At 48.1% G+C, this 24,506-nt stretch carries 13 protein-coding genes; 7 read left to right on the top strand and 6 right to left on the bottom strand.

The genetic code is table 11. The features are described from left to right. From MHH60_RS23265 to MHH60_RS23255, 3 genes are all read left to right on the top strand, one after another. Positions 1-1,221 (top strand): ABC transporter permease, encoded by a 1,221-nt coding sequence (locus tag MHH60_RS23265; RefSeq protein WP_076134205.1) that lies wholly within the window; start codon positions 1-3, stop codon positions 1,219-1,221. Between the two features lie 261 nt (positions 1,222-1,482). Further along, positions 1,483-5,997, top strand: a complete 4,515-nt coding sequence (locus MHH60_RS23260) for a glycoside hydrolase family 3 N-terminal domain-containing protein (RefSeq protein ID WP_143766654.1) — start codon at positions 1,483-1,485, stop codon at positions 5,995-5,997. Between the two features lie 9 nt (positions 5,998-6,006). Next, positions 6,007-9,333: a chitobiase/beta-hexosaminidase C-terminal domain-containing protein gene (locus tag MHH60_RS23255; protein WP_076134207.1), complete on the top strand. Its 3,327-nt coding sequence runs from the start codon at positions 6,007-6,009 to the stop codon at positions 9,331-9,333. A gap of 561 nt (positions 9,334-9,894) precedes the next feature. Here the strand turns inward: MHH60_RS23255 and MHH60_RS23250 are convergent. The 3 genes from MHH60_RS23250 to MHH60_RS23240 all read right to left on the bottom strand — a co-directional run bounded on the left by MHH60_RS23250 (position 9,895) and on the right by MHH60_RS23240 (position 12,195). Next, positions 9,895-10,014 carry a YjcZ family sporulation protein gene (locus MHH60_RS23250; RefSeq protein WP_212592220.1) on the bottom strand — a complete coding sequence of 40 codons (120 nt, stop codon included), beginning with the start codon at positions 10,012-10,014 and terminating at the stop codon, positions 9,895-9,897. Between the two features lie 150 nt (positions 10,015-10,164). Beyond that, positions 10,165-11,466 carry an aminotransferase class I/II-fold pyridoxal phosphate-dependent enzyme gene (locus tag MHH60_RS23245; RefSeq protein ID WP_076134264.1) on the bottom strand — a complete coding sequence of 434 codons (1,302 nt, stop codon included), beginning with the start codon at positions 11,464-11,466 and terminating at the stop codon, positions 10,165-10,167. Positions 11,467-11,577: 111 nt separating this feature from the next. Further along, positions 11,578-12,195 carry a pyridoxamine 5'-phosphate oxidase family protein gene (locus MHH60_RS23240; protein WP_076134208.1) on the bottom strand — a complete coding sequence of 206 codons (618 nt, stop codon included), beginning with the start codon at positions 12,193-12,195 and terminating at the stop codon, positions 11,578-11,580. Between the two features lie 143 nt (positions 12,196-12,338). On the opposite strand from MHH60_RS23240, the gene pdxR reads away from it, so the two are divergent. From pdxR to gpmA, 3 genes are all read left to right on the top strand, one after another. Beyond that, entirely contained in the window at positions 12,339-13,844 is a 1,506-nt protein-coding gene (pdxR, locus tag MHH60_RS23235; RefSeq protein ID WP_076134209.1) for a MocR-like pyridoxine biosynthesis transcription factor PdxR, read from the top strand. Between the two features lie 216 nt (positions 13,845-14,060). Next, entirely contained in the window at positions 14,061-14,846 is a 786-nt protein-coding gene (locus MHH60_RS23230; RefSeq protein WP_036679782.1) for a helix-turn-helix domain-containing protein, read from the top strand. Between the two features lie 790 nt (positions 14,847-15,636). Beyond that, positions 15,637-16,380, top strand: a complete 744-nt coding sequence (gpmA, locus tag MHH60_RS23225; RefSeq protein WP_076134210.1) for a 2,3-diphosphoglycerate-dependent phosphoglycerate mutase — start codon at positions 15,637-15,639, stop codon at positions 16,378-16,380. A 305-nt stretch (positions 16,381-16,685) separates the two neighbouring features. Here gpmA and MHH60_RS23220 read toward each other — a convergent pair whose 3' ends face one another. The 3 genes from MHH60_RS23220 to MHH60_RS23210 form a co-directional block, all read right to left on the bottom strand. Continuing rightward, positions 16,686-16,871 (bottom strand): hypothetical protein, encoded by a 186-nt coding sequence (locus MHH60_RS23220; RefSeq protein ID WP_143766655.1) that lies wholly within the window; start codon positions 16,869-16,871, stop codon positions 16,686-16,688. Positions 16,872-17,223: 352 nt separating this feature from the next. Continuing rightward, complete coding sequence (gene asd / locus MHH60_RS23215) at positions 17,224-18,015, bottom strand: archaetidylserine decarboxylase (protein WP_076130450.1); 792 nt, start codon at positions 18,013-18,015, stop codon at positions 17,224-17,226. Positions 18,016-18,101: 86 nt separating this feature from the next. Beyond that, positions 18,102-19,196, bottom strand: coding sequence for a YheC/YheD family endospore coat-associated protein (locus MHH60_RS23210; RefSeq protein ID WP_076134211.1), 1,095 nt, complete (start codon positions 19,194-19,196; stop codon positions 18,102-18,104). A 217-nt stretch (positions 19,197-19,413) separates the two neighbouring features. On the opposite strand from MHH60_RS23210, the gene MHH60_RS23205 reads away from it, so the two are divergent. Next, positions 19,414-24,102, top strand: coding sequence for a WIAG-tail domain (locus tag MHH60_RS23205; RefSeq protein ID WP_076134212.1), 4,689 nt, complete (start codon positions 19,414-19,416; stop codon positions 24,100-24,102). Positions 24,103-24,506: the final 404 nt, after the last annotated feature.

Here is a 24,506-nt window from a genome sequence, read left to right as displayed (position 1 = left end):
ATGGATTTGAAAGAGCTGCGGCGCACGCGGCGCGGTCGATTCATGGGAAGTATGCTTCCTTATGTGGGATATATCATTCAAAGCGGCGTAGCCATGGTCTTCCTGTTCGTGTTGATCGTCTTCTCTGCTTGGTATACATCGCTGTTACAAAATGTACCTGAAGGCATTCCCATTCGCTGGATTATGTTAGCATTACTGTTGCCTGCGACAGTGCATAGCGGCTTCCGAACCTATTTGCAGACCCCGGATACGATCTTTCTGCTGCCTCAGGGTCACCGCATGAAGGAATATTTTGCACCCTCCTGGGTCAGTGGAAACGTGTGGAAGATCATTCGTTTGTTATTTGTACTGATTACCCTTTGGCCGTTGTACATACGTACAGATGATTCTCCCAAGCGACTTTTATTTACAGTATTGATCCTGATTGCTGTGAAGCTGATCGCGAGCTATGGATTATGGAAAGAGATAGCTATGCTGTCACGTCCGATGGCGGGTGTGTTTGCTTTCTTGCGCTGGGCAGTTGGAGGTTTGATTATTGCCGCTTGGTTGTGGCAGCCTGCCGGCCCAAGCCTGATATTTATGGTGTTATTGGCAGCAGCCTATCTTGCTGCACTGTCTGTGCCTGGGCGTCACGCTGTGCCATGGGAAAGACTGATCGCCATGGAAAACAATCAAGGTGCACGTGCGCTGATGGTTCTGGGCTGGTTCGTGGATGTACCGGGCCGTGAGCAACGGGTGTATTCCCGCCGTTATCTTTCCAAATGGGGCGCTAAACTGCCTTGGCGCAAGGATACTGCTTATCGGTATCTACTGACCAAAAGCTTTGCCCGGGGCGATATTTTTGGAATCATTATGCGGATATCGGTGTTGGCTCTGCTGCTGAATTGGTGGAACCGTGATAGTTACTTTGGCACCGGAATTTATTTGTTCTTCCTGTTCATCATTGGTGTTCAATTGTCGGCACTCCGTAAATTGCATAGCGAGTCTTTTTGGCTGACAGTGTATCCTTTTCCTGAAGGCAGTAAGGCGGACAACACGACACAATTTGTATTCCGTGCGCATCTGGTTGTGGCATTGATTCTTGGATTACCTTTCTTAGCTTCCATAGGTGACCGTCTGATGCCAGTGATCTTTACCTTAGCGGCAGGTGTTGTGGTAGTCTTTCTGTTTAAAGGATACTTGTCCCGTAAAGCGGCACGATTGGATGATGACGATCTGTAAGGAAATTTCATAGTCACAATAAAAAGGCTGTCTCACAGTAGAGAAATTCTACGAATGAGAGAGCCTTTTTTGCTGGAAGCATAATTTGAGCCGGGCAAGTCCTTAAATTTGCAAAAACGGAACAGAGTATTTAAAAAATGCTGTATGTCTTTTACCAGATAGCTCCAGCATAATAAGCCTGTATCTTACATCGTGTATACGCTTCCATTCATAGGCGTAGTCATCCGTACCAACAAAACAGTATTGGGGGAGGATTCAGGCGTGAAAAGAAGATTATCAATATTCATGGTGGCGCTTTTACTATCATCCTTATTCTTGAATGTGCTTGAGGCGGGTATACCACGGGCCGCAGCGGATGCCGCAGGAGTTCCAGTGTACTATGATCCCACAAAAAGTGTGGAGGAGCGCACTGCGGATCTATTATCCCGAATGACGCTGGAAGAGAAGATTGGGCAGATGGTTCAAGCAGAAAGAGCTGCCGTCACTCCTGAGGAGGTACAGAAATATGCTCTTGGCTCTGTACTCAGCGGGGGAGGCTCATTCCCTAACGGAAAAGAAAGCGACAGCACCCGCGATAACTGGAGAAGTTTGATTGATAGCTATCAGGATGGTGCATTGTCTACCAGATTAGGCATTCCGTTGCTCTATGGGGTGGATGCAGTGCATGGACATAACAATGTCAAAGGCGCGACGCTTTTTCCGCATAATATTGGCCTAGGGGCTGCTAATGATCCCGCATTGACTGAGCTTATTGGTGCAGCTGCTGCTAAGGAAGTAGCCGCAACAGGAGCGAACTGGACATTTGCCCCAACGATAGCCTCCCCTCATAATGCAAGATGGGGTAGAACCTATGAAGGTTTTAGTGATAATCAGGATATTTCAGCAGAACTAGGTGCGGCTTATGTGTTTGGTCTGCAAGGACGGACTGCTGCTGCATTGGCAGGGACAGATACCATCACGGCAACTGCAAAACATTATCTAGGTGAAGGTTATACGGATAATGGTGTAAATCAAGGCAACATCACTAAATATACCGAGCAAGAGATCATGGATAAGGATTTGAAAATTTATAAAGCAGCTGTAGACGCAGGGGTGCAGACGGTTATGGCCTCCTATCACAGCATCCAAGGTCTTAAAATGCATGCCCATAAACATTTGCTGACTGATGTTTTGAAGGGTGACAAGAAAAATGGCGGACTTGGCTTTACCGGTTTCGTTATCTCGGATTATAACGCTGTGCAGCAAATCACAGTGGATAGCGAGGGAAAAGCTGTTAGCGGGTTGAAGAACCAGCTGAATGTGTCCGTAAACGCCGGAGTCGATATGTTCATGATGCCGACCGTTTGGAAGGATACGATTATGTACATCACAGAACTTGTAGGCGAAGGTAAAATCACTACGGAGCGCATAGATGATGCGGCAGAACGTATCCTGCATGTCAAAATCGCTTCAGGATTGTTCGAGCATCCCAAAAGCGATCCGGAGCTGTTGAGTGCTTTTGGCTCAGCAGAAAGCCGCAAATTAGCCCGCCAAGCTGTGGCGGAGTCGCTTGTTCTTTTGAAGAACGATGAGGTAAATGGAAGTCCAATTCTATCGCAATTAAGCGGGATGGATAAAATATTCGTAGCGGGTAAAAACGCTAATAATATCGGTAACCAAGCCGGCGGCTGGTCGATCACTTGGCAAGGGAAGTCGGGCAATATAACTGAAGGCACGACGATCCTCGAAGGGATAAAGGAGGCTGTTCCTGCTTCTACAACGGTCACATATAACCTTAATGGGCGTGGGGCTGCGGGTTATGATGCGGCGATCGCTGTTATCGGTGAGACACCTTACGCCGAGACCGATGGCGACCGGACCAGCTTGAATCTGGATGAGCAGGATCTGGCGACACTTGCGAATATACGTGCTGCTGATCCTAATATTCCGCTTATCGTTGTACTGGTGTCTGGACGTCCATTGACGATAGCCAGCCAATTGGAAGATTGGGATGGGCTTGTGGCAGCTTGGCTACCAGGTACAGAGGGTGCTGGAGTAGCTGATGTGTTATTTGGTACTAAGGATTTTGTAGGCAAAAATCCAATTCGTTGGCCATTCACTTTGAACAATTATCCGGCAGACAATAACAGTACCAATGTGTTGTTCAAAACGGGATATGGCTTGACCAAAAATGAGAAAACACCAAAGCTTCCAACCGCTCCTGTCGATCCGGAAGCTCCAGAGATTCCTTCTCTGCCGATTCCCGGCAAAATTGAAGCAGAGGATTTTTTGAACAAAAGCGCAGGACTGCAGACTGAAAATACGCAGGATATAGGTGGCGGTCTCGATGTCGGCTATACCTCGGCTGGACAGTGGCTCGAATATAACGTGAATGTGGCGCAAGCAGGTACGTATCAAGCCGATTTCCGCTATTCCGTTAATAGTGGCACTACAGGCATCAACATCAAATCAGCAGAGGGAACCAAGCTAGGAACATTAAGCGTGACCTCAACAGGTGGCTGGCAGAATTGGCAGACGAAAGCTGTAGAAAACGTTGTGTTTAAGAAGGGAGGAGTGCAAAAGATCCGTCTGGAATTTACCGGTGGGGATATCAACCTGAACTGGGTAAGCTTCACTCGAACAGGTGATGTGCCTGTAGATCCAACGAATCCCGGAGATGGCGGGGAAAGCACTAAACATGTTATTAAGTCAGATGTAGTTAGATCCTGGGTATCGAGTGAGCGAGATCCTTCCGATCGGAAATGGTATTATGCTGACCGTTATCAAGAGGGTGATTTGAAGCTGGAAGAGCAGGCGAAGCTGGATATTGTGGTTCCCGACGTGAAGGCAGGTACAGAGATCCATATTGATCCGGACCGGAAATATCAATCTATTCTAGGGATCGGTACCTCCATGGAGGAATCGACGGTTAATAATCTGGCGAAGATGTCTGCGGCGAAGCAGGAGGAATTGCTGCGGAAAATGATTGATCCTGTATCAGGGATCGGAATGAGTATGCTCAGGTTGACGATTGGGACGGCTGACTTTACAGATAAACAATTTTATACCTACGATGATATGCCTCCAGGACAAACCGACATTAATTTGGAGCATTTCTCCATCCAAAAGGACATTGACTACCATATCATCAGCACGGTTAAAAAGATTCAAAACATCAACCCGGATATCAAGTTTTTTGCCTCACCTTGGAGCCCGCCCGGTTGGATGAAGACTACAGACAGTATGATCAAAGGCCAAGTGAAGGATGAATATCTGCCTGTACTGGCCAAATATTATCTTAAATTCGTACAGGAGTACGAGAAGCTGGGAATTACCTTTGAAGGTCTGACCTTGCAGAATGAACCTTTGCTGGAAATTGAATATCCAAGCACCAAAATGCCGTGGGAGCAAGAAGCGCAGCTGGCTAAACTGCTGCGGAAGGAATTAGATGAACATGGTTTCAAAGACGTGAAGCTGTGGACATTTGATCATAATCCTGGTGACACGATGGCCTATCCAGCACAAATCCTAGGCAATCCTGAATTAGGTGCCTACGATGCGGTGGACGGAACTGCTTTTCATGATTATGGCGGTGACCTTGGTCTGATGACCCAGCTCCATAATCTCTATCCTGACAAAAATGTATATTTGACCGAACGCGCAGTCTGGGGTACCTCAGGCGCAGACCGCATTGCTCAATATTTCCGTAATTGGGCCCGCAGCTATAACTCCTGGGTAGCGATGCTGGACAGTGATATTGCCTCTCATCAGTGGACCGGAACGCCAGACCCAACCCCGATTGTGCAGGATTCGGGAGACCGTAACCATTACTGGCTGCTGCCAGAATATTATCTGATGGGCCAATATACGAAATTCGTTAAACCGGGGTACGTGCGGATTGATAGTGACTACGGCTCAAGCAGCACTGTAACGAACGTAGCTTTTGCTAGTCCGGATGGAAAAGAGATTGTGACGGTAGTAATCAACCAGACGTCGGATCCACAGCCGTTCAAATTGCTAGTGGACGGTGCGCAAATTAGTGCTGTGCTGCCGGCGAAATCAGTGGGCACTTATAGCTGGGAACGTCTGAATGGTATACAGACGGTGCCGGGTGTAGTGAGTGCTGTTGATTTTGAAGAAGCGCAAGGGGTTTACACTGTGAATGAGCAGGGTTATATTGGCGGGTTCTCGTCAGACGCCTCGTCCACCTTCGACTATGTGATTGATGTTAAAGAGAGCGGTGAATATTCACTTCAATTTAAGCATGCCGCTCAATTCAGCGATGGCGCCGGAAAATCGGTGGAGATTAGTGAAGATGGTAAGGTCATTGCTACGTTTCCAATTGTGCAGCAGACGGAGAGTCTGACCGATTTTGCAGATTATCAATCCTTGATCTCTCTGAACAAGGGCATTCACAAGCTCACCTTGAAGACGAACGGGAACGGTTATAATATCCGTTCATTAGCTTTACGCCAAGCGCCTTCCGGATCACATGAGCTTCCTGCTGTGCTTCAAGGGCAAGACTACACGACAGCTTCAGGTGTATTAGTAACGGGTGGTGCAGTGGGTTATACTGACCCCGGCGATTGGGTGAAGTACAAGATTAATGTACCTGCCAGCGGTACCTACCCACTCTTGATCTCCTATGCTACTAATCAGGATGATGCAGAGCTGGAACTGCTGACGGGAGAGGATGGAGCAACGGTAACGGCAGCGACTTATGCTTTGACGAAGACGGGGGGATGGTCCAATTGGCAAATAGCTAATGGAACGGTAATCTTGCCTGCCGGGGAGTAGACGCTGACCATGAAAGTAAATGGAGCAGGATTTCATCTGCAGTCGCTTACGATCGGCCCCGCGCTTCAATCGGAGACTGCTCTGGTGGAAGGAAATGAGGAGGGTGCAGAAGTTATCGTCAAGCTAGTAAATGACAAATATGCACCCGAACTGGACACAGCTTATTGGTCTATTGAAGGTTACGAAGGTACAGTTGTAAATAGCGTATACCGGGTGGATGATTATACAGCGAAGGTCGTATTAGCGGGTACGCGAATTATTGATTTCGACACTGATCGTATTCTTACGGTTACCGCTGATGTGTATCAGACAGAATCAAATCAGTCTTTTGGCAGCGTCGATGTTCTGAAATTGCCTCTTATAGTTACAGCAATCAACGACGAAGAGAGCATTAGTCTTTCTCCGAGTACTCTTCCATATCAAGTAAACGGGAATGAATTGGTAGTCAGCCTTACAGGAGGGACATTTAATCCTGATGCCATTCAGAGCATTTCTGTCTCGGGCCCAGGTAAGGATCAGGGGCATGTAAGTATTGGGGCAGCTGCCTTACTTGACCCTACCCATGTGAAGCTGACGCTGGCCTGGAATGATCATACCCCGTATTATAGTGATTTGCAGCTTACCGTGAATGTGCCTGCAAATGCCTATGCCGATTCAAGTGGTGGCGGCGTGCTGCGTGCGGAGGTTAAGCTCTTAGGAACAACTAGTGCTACAGCACCTATAGAAGTCACAAGCTTGAACGCACTGGATCAATTCTACCAGCTGCAAGGTATCACAGTCAGCGGCCAAGGCAGCGGAGCGAAGCTGACCGGCATTGATGCTGGAGACAGCATCGATTACTGGGTAAATGTGCCGCAGGATGGAAACTATGCTTTTACGCTTACCGTAACTTCCGCGAATGGTGCTCCTAAGGGCATTATTTATAAAACGGAGGATGGGAAGACATTAAGAACCGTTGATGTGCCGAATCTTTACTCGCAAACCGTTGGCATACGCACCGTTCTTCAATTGAAGGCGGGTGAACAGAAGCTGCGCCTGCAAGCTGGATCAGCAGGATACGAGCTCAGTGGTATTCAAATAGAACCTTATACTGAAGAAATCATGGATAGCACTGGTTCTTTGAAGGTGGAAGCCGAGAATTATTACGATGCTACACCCAATGGAATTCAGAGTACCATGACTAGCGGTGTGTTGGATTTTAGAAATGTAGGGTTTACCGTTGCAGGGGGTTCCATGGATTATGTCCTTGATATTACTGAAGCCGGATTTTATAAAATCGTATATCGGTATGCTACAGCACAAGGCGGAGTAAGCACTACGATATCTGTAAAGGGTACAAAACTCTCAACAGTGCCTATGCCTACTACAGGTGGCTGGGCGAATTACACGCTGGCGAGTGGTGTCGTACAACTTGCGCAAGGAAAACAGGTAGTACGGATGAGCTTCAATAATGACGGTGCCAATCTAGATTGGTTTACGCTGGAACGGACGGAAGAAGGAGAGCAGCCGATTCATTCAAAGGTTTCCTTACCCGTTTCTTCTTTGAAACCGGGAGCTTACAGCGGATTACAAACGATCAGCCTTACTACAGCGACCTCAGGAGCAGAGATTCATTACACAACCGATGGGTCGTTGCCTACAGCAGACAGTCCACTTTATACCGGAACTATTGACGCAGCAGGAGTCACAGTTCTTCGTACGATAGCGGTAAAAGAGGGCATGGAGAACAGTTTTGTAGCTCCATTCACGTATGTGATCAGCGGAGTGGTTGATATGAAAACGGTGTCTGCGCCGCAGGCTGATCCTGCCGGGGGAACTTATACAGGGCAGGTTGCCGTGAAGTTAACTACAGCTACAGCTGGAGCGTCTATTCACTACACGTTGGACGGCACTGTACCTACAGCAGCCAGCGAACTGTATAGTGGAGTGATTTATGTAGGTAAGAGCAAGACGATTAAGGCGATTGCTGTAAAAGAGGGCTGGAAGCCAAGTGATATTTCCAGTTTTGAATATATTGTTTCTGCGGATAAACCTGATCCAACACCTATACCAACACCAACAGCAACGCCTGAACCAACCCCAAGTCCAACCACTGAACCGACTACTCAGCCAACGACAGCACCAACTTCCGGAAGCGGGGGTACCACAGGTGGTGGAAACAGCGGAACAACAGGGGGGAATTCAAGCGGAAATGCAGGCAGTGTAACGGGCAGCACCATCCTTACAGCAACACCTGTGCTGAACAGTAATACCGGTGCGGCGAGAGCAAGTGTAGACCTGGAGAGCTTGAAAAAGGCTGCTACAGCAGGCTTAAGTGGAGCAACTTCAGCGGTTACTGTTGATATACCGGCAGTAGCTAAAGCTAAGGGTTATGAGCTGCAATTGCCAAACGGTATAATCTTTGCAGATGATAAGACTTCATTGGTCGTTCATACTGAATTTGGTGTGCTGGAGCTGCCAGGTAGTCTGCTGAAACAAGCGGCAAAAGAGGCAGGAACCCCTTGGGTAATTACGATAACCAAGGTGGATTCAGATTCTCGTCCAGAATTTAAACTGAGCGTAACTATCAATGGCAAGGAAGCCGTATGGAACAGTCCTGACATGCGGGTTAAGGTGTCCCTACCGTATACTCCACGATCAGAAGAACGTGGTAAAGAAGGACATATAACGATTCATAGTCTGAATTCGTTGGGGATTCTAACGGTTGTTCCAAGTGGCAGATATAACGCTGCTACGGGGATGGTTTCCTTTACAGGAATTCTCTCTGGTACGTACAGTATCACCTTTACGGAGAAGACATTCCGGGATATCGGCAAATTTGAGTGGGCCCGCAATGCGATTGAGGTGCTTGGCTCCAAAGGCATCATCAACGGAATGACAGAGGATCAATTTGTGCCTCAAGCGGAAGTGAAGCGGGGAGATTTTGTGCTCCTGCTTATAAAAGCACTTGGCTTGGAAGGCGTTAGTGCAGAAAGCTTCACAGATGTGCAGCCTGGCGATTACAGATATGAAGCGTTGGCTATGGCGAAGCAGTTGGGGATCGCCACTGGTCGTCCAGATGGAAGCTTTGATCCTAACGCTTCTGTTACACGGCAGGAAATGATGACGCTGGCTGCAAAAGCGATTGCAGCAGCCGGCAGACAGCTTCCAGCCGGCAACGGAGCTTCAATGTCCAGTTTCACGGATAGCCAGCAAGTATCAGCGTATGCACGTGACAGTGTGGCAGCACTAATACGTGCTGGCCTGATCAAGGGAGACGGCTTGCGGATTCATCCACAAGGTGTTACCACCCGTGCAGAGGCAGCGGTTTTGATCTACAACCTGTACAATCTGTAATACATCAGCTGTAAAGATACTTTTAGCTTTTGGGCTGTCGCAGCCGTAGATTTTCTACGTTTGCGACAGCCTTTTTTAGGTGTGGTTGTTGGGTGAGTATCTAAGTTTAGAAGTTCGCATTAGCTAGATCTACATTAAGTCTGCACCTCCGCCGCCGATCATAATTATCCCCTGAGGTTTACGGACCCAGTTGACGTTATTTGCAAATCTACAACCTTTATCGGGGAAGTTCGGACACCAGTGGCATTATTCCCTATGAAGAGGTTCATATTTGGGGTTTGGCATGCCAATAACGGCTTTGGGGTCCGTAAGTGGGTAAAATATGGGATTATACTGCCTTTAGGATCTGCGGTGTCCGATAGCTGCTTTTGTGCGGCAAATGTGATCTGAGGTAACTAAGGTTCGTGCGGTTGGTGCTTAGACCAAGGCGGAATTTTAAAAAAAGACGCGGACGTCACAGCAGCCATTATCATGACCTACTGGACACCCACGTCTATTGTAAAAAAAGGGATTGAAAATAGGAAAGAGCTTAAAGCTCTCTCCCGAGACTGTCATTAATGGTTAGACAAAAAGTGAACGGCTGATGATAACCAGCAAGATAAAGAGAACCAGGATGGCGCCAGTGCTAGTGAATGGGCCACCTCCACAACATCCATATCCGCCTCTAACTTCTTCGCTCATGTTCATTCCCCTTTCGGTGTGTGTGTTGTACTTGAGTACATCGTATTGTATGTGCGGAGAGAGGGGCGTGTATAGGCCAATGTCGGATTCGTGTACAAAAAAAATCAGCTCCATGAAAACGGAGCTGAATGTAAGCTATATAAAGTTCAGTTAGGCTTTTTCTAAATCGCGAACACCTGCGTATACAAGATCGAAAAGATCTTCGAGCTGTTCCTCTTCGATACATGAGAAGGCAATACGTAGATCAGTTTCACCCAAAGCAATAGTGCCTAGTCCGTAATTATGAATCAGGTGAAGCCGGAGCTCTTCAGCCGCAACTGTGTGCAGCTTCAGACACATAAAGTAACCGGAGTTAAAAGGATAATACGTCCATACATCCTCGCCGTATTTGCCGCTATCCAGCAGTGCTTTTACTTTATTCGCACGGCCTTTCATGATCTGGAACTTCTCTTCCTTCTGTGCTTCGAATTCCGGCGACTTCAAGGCGTCTAGTACGAAGGTCTGCGAAGGATGCGCACCGCTGGAAATGGTGGCACGGATGATACCTAGTGTTTTTTGCTCCAATGCTGCCAGCAGGTCTTTGTCCTCCGAGGCATAAGTGATGAAACCCACACGGAAGCCCCAGACAAATTCTTCTTTGGTCGCACCGTCAATTTTGATTGGAAGCACACGAGGATGCAGATGAGCCAGTTTGCCGAACAGCGATTCTTTAAGTGAATCCTCAAAGAATAACCCGAAGTATGCATCATCACTTACAACAACAACGTTGATGCCTTCCTCAGCCGCACGAAGGATAGCTGCAACGATCTCTTCGCCTTCCTTAATCCCTGGAGTATATCCGGTAGGATTGTTAGGGAAGTTCAGCAGCACAATCGCTTTGCCGCGTTCTTTTTGAGCAAGCAGCGCGTCTTGCAGACCTGCACTGTTAAACGTCATTTCTTCTGTGAACAGCGGATAGTTAACGGTCTCCCCATGGCGGCGGATTCCGAAGGTTAATTCGTAGTTCTCCCAGTTCTTGTCCGGGTAGATAATCGCGTCACCTGGCTCTGCGAAGAGGTCAGCCACAATGCTAAGCCCGTGAGTCAGGGCATTGGTTACAACGGGATTGCTGATGGTTTTACCTTCTAGCGATGGATTTTCGCGCAGCATCTTTTCACGCCATACAGTACGCAGCTCTGGTTTACCTGCCGGAGGGGCGTAACTATAAAGATCCTTAGGACTGTAAGCGGAGAGTTTATCCTGAATGACGCCGAGGTGCATAGGTACGCCACCTTCAGTAGCAATACCGATGGTTGCGTTGTATTTCTTGGCGTGAGCTCCTGCTTCAGCGGATTGGCTCAGGATGCCCTCTTTTGGGAAGTAAATCTCTTTGCCAAGCGTAGAGAGCATATCATACACATGTTCATTTCCTGCTTTGATACTTTCGTTTAATTGTCCAGCTAGTGGATTCATCAGTTTCATCCTTCCAGGGTTCTTTGGGGATAACATACTGTTAACATTGCCTAACATTATATCACCGCCAATTGCAACCGTCACTTGGAAAGATACGATTTTAAAAAAATATCATTCGGCGTGGAAAGGGCAGTATTTTTTCATCATTTCTATCGTTTCTTCATCACGCGGATTATTTCTTTCAGACAGGCCGGAAATGATGCCGGAGCGCTCTTCTTCTTTTAGGTTTTGCCCAAACTTAAACTTCGCAGTGATCTCATCGGGGGTAATGCGCACAACGGCGACTCCCTTTAGACGGGGACGATATTTAGGGTCCTCTGCATCGATGGAATCATAACCCCCCTCGGGCTGGAGCTTTTTCATAAATAAGGAGAGTACACTGGCTTTTTCACTAATGTCTTCAACAGGTTCGGCTGTGCCGTAGGCGGTCACACTTTTAAAATAGGCGGTTGCTGGGCAGGCCAGCTCAGGATCGCTAAAATAAGACGGGATAAGAGCATACTCATCCGCTACCGTAAAGCAGACCTTCTGCTGATTGCGGATCGACTTCATTTTGCCACCAGCATGACTGCCATGGAAATAGAAACAACCATCTGTATATACAAAATTCAGCGGTGTCACCCGCGGTTGCCCCTGTTCATCGCTTGTACCGAGAAAACCAAAACTCATTCCGTTAAGAAAAGAGACCAATTCTTCCTCCTGATCTACTTTAAATTCTTTTCTGCGCATAGGGATCACGTCCTCTTTCTTTTTAGTCTAGAGCGTCTGCTCCAATGTAAATGTTCTTTAAAGAATAGTAGAGTGGTTGACAATTAAAAAGGACCAATTAAGATAGTTTTTAATGGACCACTTGCTGGTCAAGGAGGATAACGATGAATATCACGCTGGCATACGATCAATATCTGGCGATACACCGCTACAAATATTTAGCGTTATATCACGCGCTCCGCGCAGGAATTTTGGAAGGAACACTTCCGGGAGGCACTTCGCTGCCGTCTACACGAAGTCTTGCTAAGCACTATCAGCTGTCGCGCGGATCGGTCTCGCAGGTGTATGAAATGTTGCTCGCTGATGGTTATGTAAGGACTGAAACGGGGCGGGGGACATTCGTATCGGAAGATAGCTTTGCTTCAGCTGCCAGTCGCAGTGACGGTGAAAATCGGGCTTTGGGTGAAGCCGCAGATGCTGCTGGAGGAGATAATGCAAGCGAGACTACGATTCCAATCTCCGCGTGGGGAAAGCGGCTGCTTGCGCGCCCGATACCCTTTTATGAAAAGACTATCAAGAAAGTAGTGAGCTTCCAGAGTAGTGGTATGCGGATGGAACATTTTCCTTACTCCGAATGGCGCAGTGCACTTTCCTATGCTGGAGGGAAGGAAGGTGGATTGCTGCAAAGCACTTGTCCACCTCAAGGCGATGAAGGGCTTCGGAAGGCTATCGCTGCACATCTGCGGATTACCCGCGGGATTCGCGCGGATGCAGAGCATATCGTATTGTTCAGCGGCTCGATGCAAGGCATCGTTATTTTGACGCAGCTGCTGCTGGATGCAGGAGGCTCAGCGGTCGTTGAGGACCCGGGCTTTCACGGGATTCGCCGAGCCGTAGAGATCACCGGAGGCCGATTGCTGGCAGGGAAGCTGGATGGCAACGGTCTTATTCCGGAGGATTGGGATGCCCGGTTGTTGTTTGTTACACCGAGCCGTCAATTTCCTACGGGTGTGGTACTGCCTTTGGAACGACGCCGAACCTTGTTGGAATGGGCGCAGCGGCATCATGCAGTAATTATTGAAGATGATTATGACAGTGAGTTCCGTTGGGCTGGGCGTCCTATCGAGCCCTTAAAAGCACTGGATCGCGAAGAGCGAGTCGTATATGTGGGCTCCTTTTCAAACACGATGTTTTCGGGCCTGCGGCTAGGCTTTGCAGTGCTTCCGCCCTCTCTGGTAAAACCGACTATCGCCGCCAAGGCGCTATATGAGCCCTTGCCGGTAGGGCTGCTGGAGCAGCGAGCCTTGGCGCGGTTCATGAATACAGGCGGCTATGGCCGTCATCTGCGCCGGATGACACGCATCTATGGTGAACGCGGACGCATCCTCAGGACGCTGCTGTCGGAACGGCTTAAGGAGCTCTTCGAGCTGCTGCCTGGTGATGCGGGCTTGCATGTATATGCCCGCTGGCTGCGCAGCAGCGAAGAGTTTGTAGCTTTCCGTGCGGCAGCGCTTAGGCGCGGCACGGATTTTAGAGATGCCGCGTTATATCAGCTATCACCGGGAGCGCCGGCCGCTTGTTTTTCTTTTGCCCATCTGAATGCCGCAGAGCTGGAGGAAGGGATAACAAGCCTGCATCTGGCGTGGGAAGATGTACAAAATGCAACATGACAAGGTATGATAAAGAAGATGAAATGCAAAACTAAGCGAATGCTTACGAATTTTGACGAAGAAACTCGGAGTAGATTAAGCTAAACAAAACTATATAGACACTGCGAAGTCAGAAAGAACAGATTTGCTGAGAATACTAAGCGGATGCTTACGAAGCAAGTTTTGCGAAGAAGTTTATAGTAGGTTATGCTAACAAAACTTTTAGGAGGGAACGTTATGCTGCATGCATCGCCGTCCTCTTTTGTTATTTTGCCGGCTCTGGCTAAGATTGTATGCGAGCCGGGCTGGAAATGGCAAAAAAGAGAGAAGTCGCTGCAAAATTATGATTTATTTTATGTATGGAGCGGGGAAGGGACGGTTGTGCGTAACGATGAACCCTTTCAAGTAGGCAAGGGAAGCTGCTTCCTTTTTCGTCCGGGTGACCATACAAGTGCTACACATAATCCGCAAAAGCCACTTGTACTTACATATATTCATTTTGATGTCTCCGAAGAGGTGACGGATATTCCGCTGCCCTATCGTGAGCTTACAGAAACCGTTGAATTTGAACATCTGCTTGCTCGGTACGTTCGACTATTTCTGGTGGATACTTACGCCGCTGAGGAAGAAGGGCAGCTTGTACTGAAGCAGCTGATGATTCATCTGCTGAGGGAGGACCGTGTGAAGCCAGTAGAACGTTATGTTAGCAACCATTTGACAGAAATCATTCACGAAATAGCGAACTATGTGAGCCAACATCCGGGGATTGCACATCGAGTAGAGGATCTTGCTGCACGTGCGGGGCTTTCACCGCGGTATTTTTCAATTAAGTTCAAGGAGCTTACGGGTTCTTCTGTGCAGTCTTATGTCATCCGAGCCCGGATTGAGCGTGCTCAGCATTTACTGCTGTACGCGGGAATGAATGTTACTGAGGTAGCAGATGCGCTTGGATATCGTGACATTTTCTTTTTCAGCCGCCAGTTCAAGCAATATACCGGAAAAAGTCCATCTGAGATCCGCTGATTCACTTTTGTTGTTTCAGTTTGTTCAACCAAGGGTAAATACTTTCCAGTTTAGTTTACAGAGAATTTACATAACTTCTTGGAAGGAGACTCTTGGCATGATCATCAGACGCAGAATTTGCAACACGGATTGTAAGAGTGGAGGCGGAGGTATTTTTAGAAACCGCTTAAAACGCTTAAAGCAGGCGAATGCTTTTGTCGTGGATAGCTGGTTCTAATTGAACAAGCAAGCATAGAATTGCATGATATGACTAAAAATATAAATAGCCGGGGCCGTGAGGCATCCGGTTTTTTTGTGTTGTTAGAAAATGAAATATATAATGAACTTAAGTCGAAGATTAGAGTAACCGATGGGCATTTCATCGTGCCTCACTTTTTATTTTGTACAATAGATTGAGTCTAAAAGCAGTCGAATTTGAATTCTGTGGCACATCTTACATTCAAATTCAGGAGAAGCAGTCTTTTTAGAGATTATCACGATAATCTATTGCACGAACTACAATGTAATGTATTTTCAAGTGAAAGTTAAGATTTTCTGTTGCACATTCTGCAATGAAGCGTACGCTCATTTACCACAATATCCACACACCATGCACGCTCCATGCACGCTCCATGCACGCCTCATTCACGTACCTTTGAGGATGTTTAATAGGCCTAACTATGAGGTAGCAGTAGATATTTATTTCTACGATTGGGTTATTACTAAGATGAGAGCTTTCTGCGATACGTTTCGCATAATGTTGTTCGTCGGTAGAAAATATAAGGTCCATAGTTGGAAGGAGAGAGAGAAAATGTACGAAATCGTACTTATACGTCATGGTGAGAGCCAGTACAATGTGCAGAATTTGTTCACAGGCTGGAGTGACCCGGATTTAACGGAGAAGGGTATCCAAGAGGCAAAGACTGCTGGCAAGCTGTTGAAGGACGCTGGGTATACATTTGATCTGGCTTTTGCTTCGGTACTCAAACGCTCGATTAAAACTCTTAACTATATACTGGATGAGATGGATTTGCTGTGGATTCCCGTGCAAAAGTCTTGGAAATTGAATGAACGCCATTACGGGGCATTGCAGGGATTAAGTAAAAGCGAGACAGCGCTAAAATATGGAGATGAGCAGCTGCACATCTGGCGGCGGAGTTTATCGGTGAGACCCCCGTTGCTGGAGCTTGATGATCCTAGGTATGCCAGAAACGATATTCGCTACAGCAGTGTTCGTCCGGGAGATATCCCGCGTGGAGAGAGCCTGGAGGACACTGTACATCGTGTAGGCGATTTCTGGGGAAACCGGATCGTACCTCTTTTGCGTAAAAAAGAACGGGTGCTTATCTCAGCCCACGGCAATACGCTGCGTGCATTGATTAAATTTATGGAGGATATTGATGAAGCGGCATTACTGGAGCTCAATATTCCTACAGGAGTACCGCTCGTGTACAAACTGGATGAGGACATGAATCCTATCAGTCGCTTTTATCTAGGAGATCCGGAACAGGTAGCGGCCAAGGCGCTTGATGTTGCTAAGCAGGGACATGTGTAATTGGCTTGTAATAAGTGTATAGGCGTAGCAGGTGTATTGAGCATAACGGATGTATAGGTTAAATAAGCGCAACAGTTGTAGTAGGTTATATAAGCGTAACAGGTGTAATAGGTTATATAAGTGTAACAGGCGTAATAGGTGTAATAAGCATATTAGGGCGTAGCAGGTTGAACAAGCATAGTAGGTTAAATAGGCACAACAGGAGTAATAGGTGGGTTACATGAAAAGATAAAAGGACAGCCTTGGGGCTGTCCTTTTTGTTATTAGTGTGTTTGTGACCAAGCAAATGTGCGAAAATGGCGCGTTTAAGGGTCAGCTGGTCCGATAGCGTTGAATGCTAACGTTCCACCAACTCTCCGTAGATCCTGACAATGCTCCACCAGCCCTCGACTAACGCTCGGCCAGCCCTTAACTAACTTTCGACCAACCTCCACCAACGCTCTGCAAATGCTTACGGACTCAGCAGCCGTTATTTGCCCATTTATCGCCATTTGGGCGGAGTTTCGGACTCCAGCGTCGCTATTGCCCGAGAATCGACTCTAATATGGCATTTTTGAAGCCAATAGCTGCGGTGGTGTCCAATAGAATCGCAAATGTGTGAAAAAGCCGCGTATAAGGTCAGCTGGGTCCGATAGCTAACGATAGCTAACGATAGCTAACGATAGGTATACGATGGCTAGACGATGGCTAGACGATGGCTAGACGATAGCTAGACGATAGCTAGAGCGTTCGTGTCCGTAACTGTGATTCCACACTAAGTTCCAAAAATTAGAGGGACCTCAGCAGCCATTTTATGGCTTTTGAGGTGCCCTCTAATTTTTCTTGGAATTCGCCTAACTCTCCCTACAAAGGTCGATGCAACGTTCCCAGTAGCTCGCCCATTTTTACCTTCGAGTTGACCTCAAGCTTGGGTCTCGGGGTAAAGGTACCGCTTTCCGTGAGCAGCACTACGGTGGAGCCAAACTCAAAATAAGCCAGATCATCGCCTATTTGCCACTCGGCAGCTGTATCATCCGTATAACGGATACTGCTGACGTTCATTGCGCCTACCTTTACTACCGCGGTTTCTCCGTGACTCCCGGCAATATACGTAATGAGACGTTCGTTGCGGTTCAGGACACCCTTCATATGTCGCATTCCGAAATCGTTGACAGGATAGGCCCGTCCGCGAATATAATCGCTCTCCACCTTTTGTCCGGTAAGGGGAGAGTGAATCCGGTGATAATCGGTAGGACTCAAATAAAGAACGAAGAAAAAACCCTTCTTGTACAGCTCCAGATGCGGGGAGTGATTAAGGAGATCCTCGATCTTATAATCCTGCCCTTTTACATTCATAATCGTACCGGCGTTAATGTCACCCATAGCAGTAATCGTTGCGTCTACGGGACTAACCAAAGCGTCAGCGTCGGTTGCAATAGGCCGCATGCCCGGCTTCAGCCGGCGGCTGAAAAACTCATTAAGAGTGAGATATTCTCCAGGATTTTTCTCCGCTTGAGCGGAGGGGATTTGATAAGTCTTAATAAATGCCGGGATAAGAAAACGGCTGATTCTACTATGAGAAAAAGATCCCATTAACCGTGAAAGCCACCGGTGTGAGGATAGCTCGGTCATCAGCCGTAGCAATTGTTTTACCATGCCCATCTCCCTTCCATAATGCAGCAGTACGGTTGTATACGGGTCGTCTCTGCTCTGCATTATATTGACATAGAATAGGAGACAAATCAATAACTGTTATATACAGTACTGTTCGTTTCTATTAAAAAACGCGCGTATCCCATAGGTCTGCGATAGCTGTCTTTCCAAATTTCCGTAAGGCCGGCTTTATGAAATCCGTAGCGTTGGTCGCGACCGTTACATTCTATAAAGAAGAGTCGTCCGTCCTTAGTAATGCCTATATCCAGTCCGATATCGGCCAGTCCGGGAAGGTCTTGCTCCAGACACCGTGCGATTGCAAGGCTAAGTATTTCGACAGACATACGGATGTGGGCCGCTGTGGATCTTGAAAAGGCTTTTTCGAGCGCCAGGGAGGAGCTTAACGCTTCTCCTCCGCGGGCTATATTGGAGACAAAGCCCCCGGGGGCAGCCAGTTTGGCGAAGAGCCCTGTGACCTGCCAATCTCCTCCCCAGCCGCGCTGAACGGTGACGCGTAGATCAAAGGGACGTCCTCCAATCTCAGCAAGGGGAATACGTTCTTGTACAAGATATGGCACGGAGGTTAGGCGTGCGCGAAGCGCTTGTGGCAACGCCGCCGGATTAACGGGAATACTTCTCCAGCGCTGCATCGAAGGGGAGAGGTAGCTCAAGGTCCAACGCTGAGCTCCCTTGCGGACCAGCCGCATGACCCCATTTCCTATACTTCCACGGCAAGGTTTAAGAATGAGATCGGGATAAAGATTCATCATTTCTTTTAGGCCTGAGACTCTCGTTGTTACGGGTAAATATTCGCGAAGCTCCGTATTTTTTTCAAGCAGCTGATGGATCTCATCTTTGCCGTATCGATTACATGTATTGAAAATCAGGGGATAGTGCTTCAGCAGACGCTGCATCCCAGGGCTGTTTTTGCTGTATATTGCCCGGTTATGGATAACAGCAGGCGTAGGAACAACTACGCTTTTATATCCATTAGCTCCCTTTATATAGGCGGCACTAAAGCCTGTGTCCGTATCGATGTCCGCGAGCTTCAGGAAGCAAGGGACTAAACCGTATGCCGCCGCGGCCTCTTCATAGTTGGCAAGAGACTCCTGTCCTGTTTTTAGCCGGGGAACGCCCCGGTGCATATCGGCATTTAGTAATATTCCAACGAGCTTATGCCCCATGTTTGTTCCTCCTGTTTCATCGGTTACATGATCCCTGCTTTTTCTACTCTTGTCATAGTATGTTTGTACCCGCGTGTCAGGGTGGACGAATGCGCGAAGGCAGATGCCTTTTTTTATACATAATCTTATGAAGGCCTCATCGCAAAAGGGTGTCATAAGCCCATACCGCTGCATATGATGCCTAGGAGAAACATTAGATGGAAGGAGGAGACTGCTTGTGAGGGGTTCCAAAAAAAAGCAGCCGCGCAGTCCACAGAAACGACTCTATTTTGTAGATAATCCCAATAAAGAGGAACTGAGTATGCTGGATACCAAAAGCAGCTCTAGAAGCTCGGGGAATAACAGTGACGGAGTCAGTGAAGCAGAGATCGCGGAAGTTCAGGTAAGTGGGGGAGCAATAGCTGAAGTCGTTCTAGAGGAGCCAACTTCTACTCCAGTTCTACAATTGGAGCCGGAGCTTATAGAGGAAGCGCAGCTTCAGAAACAGGCGGATAATCTTCCTGAAACCGTATGGTTCGCTCCTCCAGAGAAAGAACGTTTTCAGCCCGTTTATACAGATGATCTTTCGGATGCAGCGGTGACCGGAGCCAAAATCGCTCCACGTACCATTGACGGTTCTAAGCTAAAGTTCGGCATTATTGGTACACCTTGGCTGCAAGATTACGCTGTACAGAGTATCAATATCGCGGACAAGGCAGTCACTTCTGCAAAAATCGCACCAGAATCGATTGTGGGCGAGCATTTAGCAGAAGGAAGCGTTAGTGGCGGTAAGCTGCTGGATCATTCGATCAGTGGAGAGAAGCTGAAAAATGGCAGTATTAGTCCAGAGAAGCTGGCTGATCGGATTATAGGCGGCGGTCAAATTGCAGATAAAGCCATTGAGAGCCGCCATTTAAGCGATTTGATTATTACTGCGGATTTACTGGAAGATGGAGCCGTTACTAGTGACAAAATAGGAAGCAGCAGCATCACAAGTCGCCACCTAGCAAACGGCAGTGTTGACCGTTCCAAGCTGGCCGATGCAGCGGTATCTGGCGATAAAATTGCTGATGGTGAAATCAGCAGCTCAAAGCTAGCGGATGCTGTCATTGAAGGCCGCCATCTTAGCGACGCTTTGATAACCGCCAGACATCTGGCCCCGGGAGCGATTGGTTCTGATCAGCTTGCCAGCAAATTGATCGGTAAAGAACAGCTGCAGACGGGTATTATCGAAGGCGGACATTTAGCTGATGGAGCCATAGGCTCCAAGCAACTTGGTGCAGATGTCGTGAGAAGCATCCATTTAAGCCCAGAAAGTGTGAATGGTAATCATATCGGTGATGGCGAAATATCGAGTCGGCATTTGGCTGACCGCAGCATCTCTTTTTTAAAGCTGGCTGAGGGTGCAGTAGGGACTGCACAGTTAGTGGAGCAAGCGGTAACCTCGTCCAAAATTGCTGACCAAAGCATTCTCCCACATAAGCTGGCAGACGAAGCAGTGACCACAAGACATATTGCTAAATCCGCCATTCGCGGACCTCAAATTGCTATGCAAGCCATAACTTCTATTCATCTGGAACGCGAAGCAGTGAATCATTCGCATATAGCTGCGGAAGCGGTCGGCTCGGAGCAGCTCAAGGAAGAAGCTATTCAGACTCAACATTTATCTTCCGGTGCTGTGACTGGAGAACAGCTGGCTTCAGAATCTGTGGGTGGGGAGCATCTTCGTGCACAGAGCGTTACTTCAGCCAAGTTGGCAGATGGAAGTGTGAATGCAGCTAAGCTGGCAGCAGGTGCAGTGATTGGCAGCGCGATTGCGCGTGAAGTAGTCAGTGGTGAACATATCGCTTTTTGTACAGTGGAGGAAAAACATCTGGCGGATGCCAGTGTGAGCGGCCGTGTATTGCAGGATGCTGTGGTAAATAAGGATCATTTGGCCACGGGAGCCGTGGAACGAAGACATCTTGGTGAAAATAGTGTGACTTCCGCTGCGATTCAATCGGGCTCAGTTTCAGGAGATAAGCTGGCTTCCGCTGCGGTGAGAGAAATTCACCTGGCAGCAGGAGCCGTGCAGCCTCATCATCTGGCCGATCATGCAGTGACCTCGTTGAAGCTTTCACCGGAAAGTGTCTCAACGGATAAAATCAGTGATTTAGCAGTCACTTCGGCTAAGCTTGCAGACGGCAGCATAGAATCCAGTAAACTGGCGGCGTCAGCAGTTCAAGCTGAGCATTTGTCGGTAAATGCTGTAAGTTCGAAAACCATAAGCGAAAGTGCCGTTCAAAGTAGACATTTGAATCCCGGCAGTGTCAGTGGAGCGCATATCCGGCCGTTGTCTATCGGGAATGGTCATATCCTTCCGAATTCTATTTCTGCGGTTCAAATCCAAGAGGGCAGTATTAATAGCTCTAAGCTGGTAAAAGGTGCCGTGGATTCTCAGCATCTTTCACCTGGTAGTGTAGACGGCAGCCATCTGTGTATCGATACGATTGAAGGCCGTCATATCCTACCGGGTGAGATCACGCTGGCTCATCTGGCGGAAGAGGTACGTAGCTCTGAGTTGCTGCCAGACGGCTGCATAACTGGGGAGAAGCTGGCAGAAGGATCGGTAGATTCCATTCATCTCCTACCTGGAAGTGTGAACGGAAGCCATTTGAATTCGGGTTCTGTCGAAGGTCGACATATCCTACCGGGTGAGGTCACGCTTGCTCATCTGGCTGCAGATGCATATACCTCCGACTTGCTGCCTGAAGGCAGTATTACCGGGAAGAAGCTGGCGGGAGCATCCGTAGATTCTATTCATTTGGTGTTTGGAAGTGTGGAAGGCGGACATCTGAGTTCAGGTTCTGTGGAAGGACGTCATATTGGAAAAGGTGAGATTACCCTAGCTCATCTCGCCGATGAAACCCGAAGCGCTGATCTGCTGCCAGACGGTAGTATTACTAGAGAGAAGCTGGCGGAAGAATCCGTAAGTTCTATACATCTAGTGCCTGGCAGTGTGGATGGTAACCATTTAGGCCCAGACACAGTTGAAGGGCGTCATATCCGATATGGTGAGATCACGCTGGCTCATTTGGCAAAAGAAACACGCAGCTCTAAATTGCTGCCAGACGGTAGTATTTCTGGAGTGAAGCTGGCACATGCTTCCGTAAATTCAAATCATCTAGTACCTGGAAGTGTGGAAGGCGTTCATCTAAGTTCAGGTTCTGTCGAAGGGCGCCATATTGGAAAAGGTGAGATTACGTTAGCTCATCTGGCCGAAGAAACACGTAGCGCTGACTTGCTGCCAGACGGTAGCATCACTCGGGAGAAGTTGGCGGAAGAATCCGTAAATTCTAATCATCTGGTGCCTGGAAGCGTAGATGGCAGTCATTTGAGTCCGGACACAATAGAAGGACGTCATATCCGATACGGTGAGATCACGCTGGCTCATTTGGCCGAAGAAACACGCAGCTCCAATTTGCTGCCAGACGGTAGCATTACTGGGGAGAAACTGGCGAAAGCATCCATAAATTCAAATCACCTTGTATCTGAAAGCGTGGAGGGAACTCATCTGAGTCCGTCTGCAATAGAAGGACGCCATATTGGAAAAGGTGAGATCAAGCTAGCGCATCTGGCGGATGAGGTACGTAGCTCCGAGCTGCTGCCAGACGGAAGCATTACTGGGGAGAAGCTGGCGGAAGCTTCCGTAGAAGCAATTCATCTAGTGCCTGGAAGTGTGGATAGAACTCATCTGAGTCCGTCTGCAGTAGAAGGTCTCCATATTGGAAAAGGCGAGATCAAGCTAGCACATCTAGCGGATGAGGTACGTAGCTCCGAGTTGCTGCCGGATGGCAGTATTACCGGTAAAAAGTTGGAGGGTGGATCTATTACTGCCTACCACTTGGCTCCTGGCAGTGTCTATGGGGGACACTTAGGGGGGAATGCGGTAGATAGCCGCCATATCCGTGCTGGAAGCATTACTCTGAATCATTTGGCAGAAGAAGTGCGCAGCGCTGATTTATTGCCGGAAGGCAGTATTACAGGCGAGAAGATTGAAGTCGGGACGATCCAGTCTTTCCATTTGGCCCAAGGCAGCGTCTCTGGAGGTCATTTGGCCGGGGATGCGGTGGATGGACGCCATATTCGATCGGACAGCATCACCCTGAAGCATTTGGCAGAAGAGGTACGCAGTGCGGATTTGTTACCGGATGGCAGCATTACGGAAGAAAAACTCGCTGAAGGCTCCGTGAGTTCTTCACAATTACAACCATGGAGTGTTTACGGAGAGCATCTTGCTGACAAGATCGTGGCAGATCGGCATTTGCAGCCTGGCATCATCAAATTAGAACATCTTGCGGATGAAACGCGCAGCTCAGCACTGCTCCCGGATGGCAGTATCAACGGAGCTAAGCTGAAGGAAGGCAGCATCGAGTCCGCTCATCTGACAGAAGGTGCAGTAGGGACAACAGAGCTTCAGGATGAAGCGGTAGTAGCATCCAAAATCTCTTCGTTTGCGATTCAAGCCCGCCATCTGGAAGAAGAAAGTGTTCAGGAATATCATATTTCCCCAGGTGCAGTAAACGGGACTCATCTGGCACCGAACTCTGTAAATACAGATCATCTGTCCTTCAGTCCGATTCAGACAGCTGGGAAGCGAGAAGCACTACAGCAGTTTGGAATGACAGCATTTATGTTCAATGGGGATGCAGAGAGTGTAGAGGTGACCGTATCGTTTGATGAGAGCTTTGGGCATACGGGTTATGTGCTTGTTGCCATGACCAATCAGCCTTACTTCTATGCTTCCTTAAAGAGCAGGGCCAATGGAGAAGCGGTGATTCAAGTGGTGCGGCTGCGCGAAACTCCGCATTTCTATGGGGTCATCTCTTGGATTGCTATAGGCGCTCCCTTAGCTAAACCGGCAGCGGATCATCGCGTATTTGATTGAACCTTAAGCAGTTCCTCTTAAAAACAGCAGAGCAGCGAATCTCCTTATTGGAGATCGCTGCTCTGTTTTTTTGGGGGAGGAACGGTACATGTCAGCATCGCCGGGTTCTAATCAATCGCTGTGGCTGCGGCTCTGTCCGATAGCCTGGTAGTCTAAACATCAGATGCCACTACGGACCCAGATGGCGTTATTTGCAGGTTTATCGTTTTTTGAGGCTGGTTTCGGACTTTAGTGACGCTATTGTATAGAAATAGAGCATTATTGGGTTCTTTTCATGCCAATAGCTGCTATGGAGTCCGTTAATAATCTAAAAGTGTGATAATGCGGCGAATAGGGGCAACTGCAACTGTGTCCGATAGCGCTAAAGTCTAATCATCCGCTGCGGATTCGGTTGTGTCCGATAC

Origin of the sequence: Paenibacillus sp. FSL H7-0716 (assembly GCF_038002705.1) — a bacterium.
Classification (GTDB): Bacteria; Bacillota; Bacilli; order Paenibacillales; family Paenibacillaceae; genus Paenibacillus_AQ; species Paenibacillus_AQ odorifer.
Note: the sequence above shows the minus strand (reverse complement) of the source record. Positions and strands in the feature narration are given on the sequence as shown.

Coding starts and splice junctions, on each gene's coding strand:
- MHH60_RS23265 (WP_076134205.1), top strand. CDS start 1: ATGGATTTGAAAGAGCTGCGGCGCACGCGGCGCGGTCGATTCATGGGA.
- MHH60_RS23255 (WP_076134207.1), top strand. CDS start 6,007: ATGAAAGTAAATGGAGCAGGATTTCATCTGCAGTCGCTTACGATCGGC.
- MHH60_RS23250 (WP_212592220.1), bottom strand. CDS start 10,014: ATGAGCGAAGAAGTTAGAGGCGGATATGGATGTTGTGGAGGTGGCCCA.
- MHH60_RS23245 (WP_076134264.1), bottom strand. CDS start 11,466: ATGAATCCACTAGCTGGACAATTAAACGAAAGTATCAAAGCAGGAAAT.
- MHH60_RS23240 (WP_076134208.1), bottom strand. CDS start 12,195: ATGCGCAGAAAAGAATTTAAAGTAGATCAGGAGGAAGAATTGGTCTCT.
- pdxR (WP_076134209.1), top strand. CDS start 12,339: ATGAATATCACGCTGGCATACGATCAATATCTGGCGATACACCGCTAC.
- MHH60_RS23230 (WP_036679782.1), top strand. CDS start 14,061: ATGCTGCATGCATCGCCGTCCTCTTTTGTTATTTTGCCGGCTCTGGCT.
- gpmA (WP_076134210.1), top strand. CDS start 15,637: ATGTACGAAATCGTACTTATACGTCATGGTGAGAGCCAGTACAATGTG.
- MHH60_RS23220 (WP_143766655.1), bottom strand. CDS start 16,871: ATGGCGATAAATGGGCAAATAACGGCTGCTGAGTCCGTAAGCATTTGC.
- asd (WP_076130450.1), bottom strand. CDS start 18,015: ATGGTAAAACAATTGCTACGGCTGATGACCGAGCTATCCTCACACCGG.
- MHH60_RS23210 (WP_076134211.1), bottom strand. CDS start 19,196: ATGGGGCATAAGCTCGTTGGAATATTACTAAATGCCGATATGCACCGG.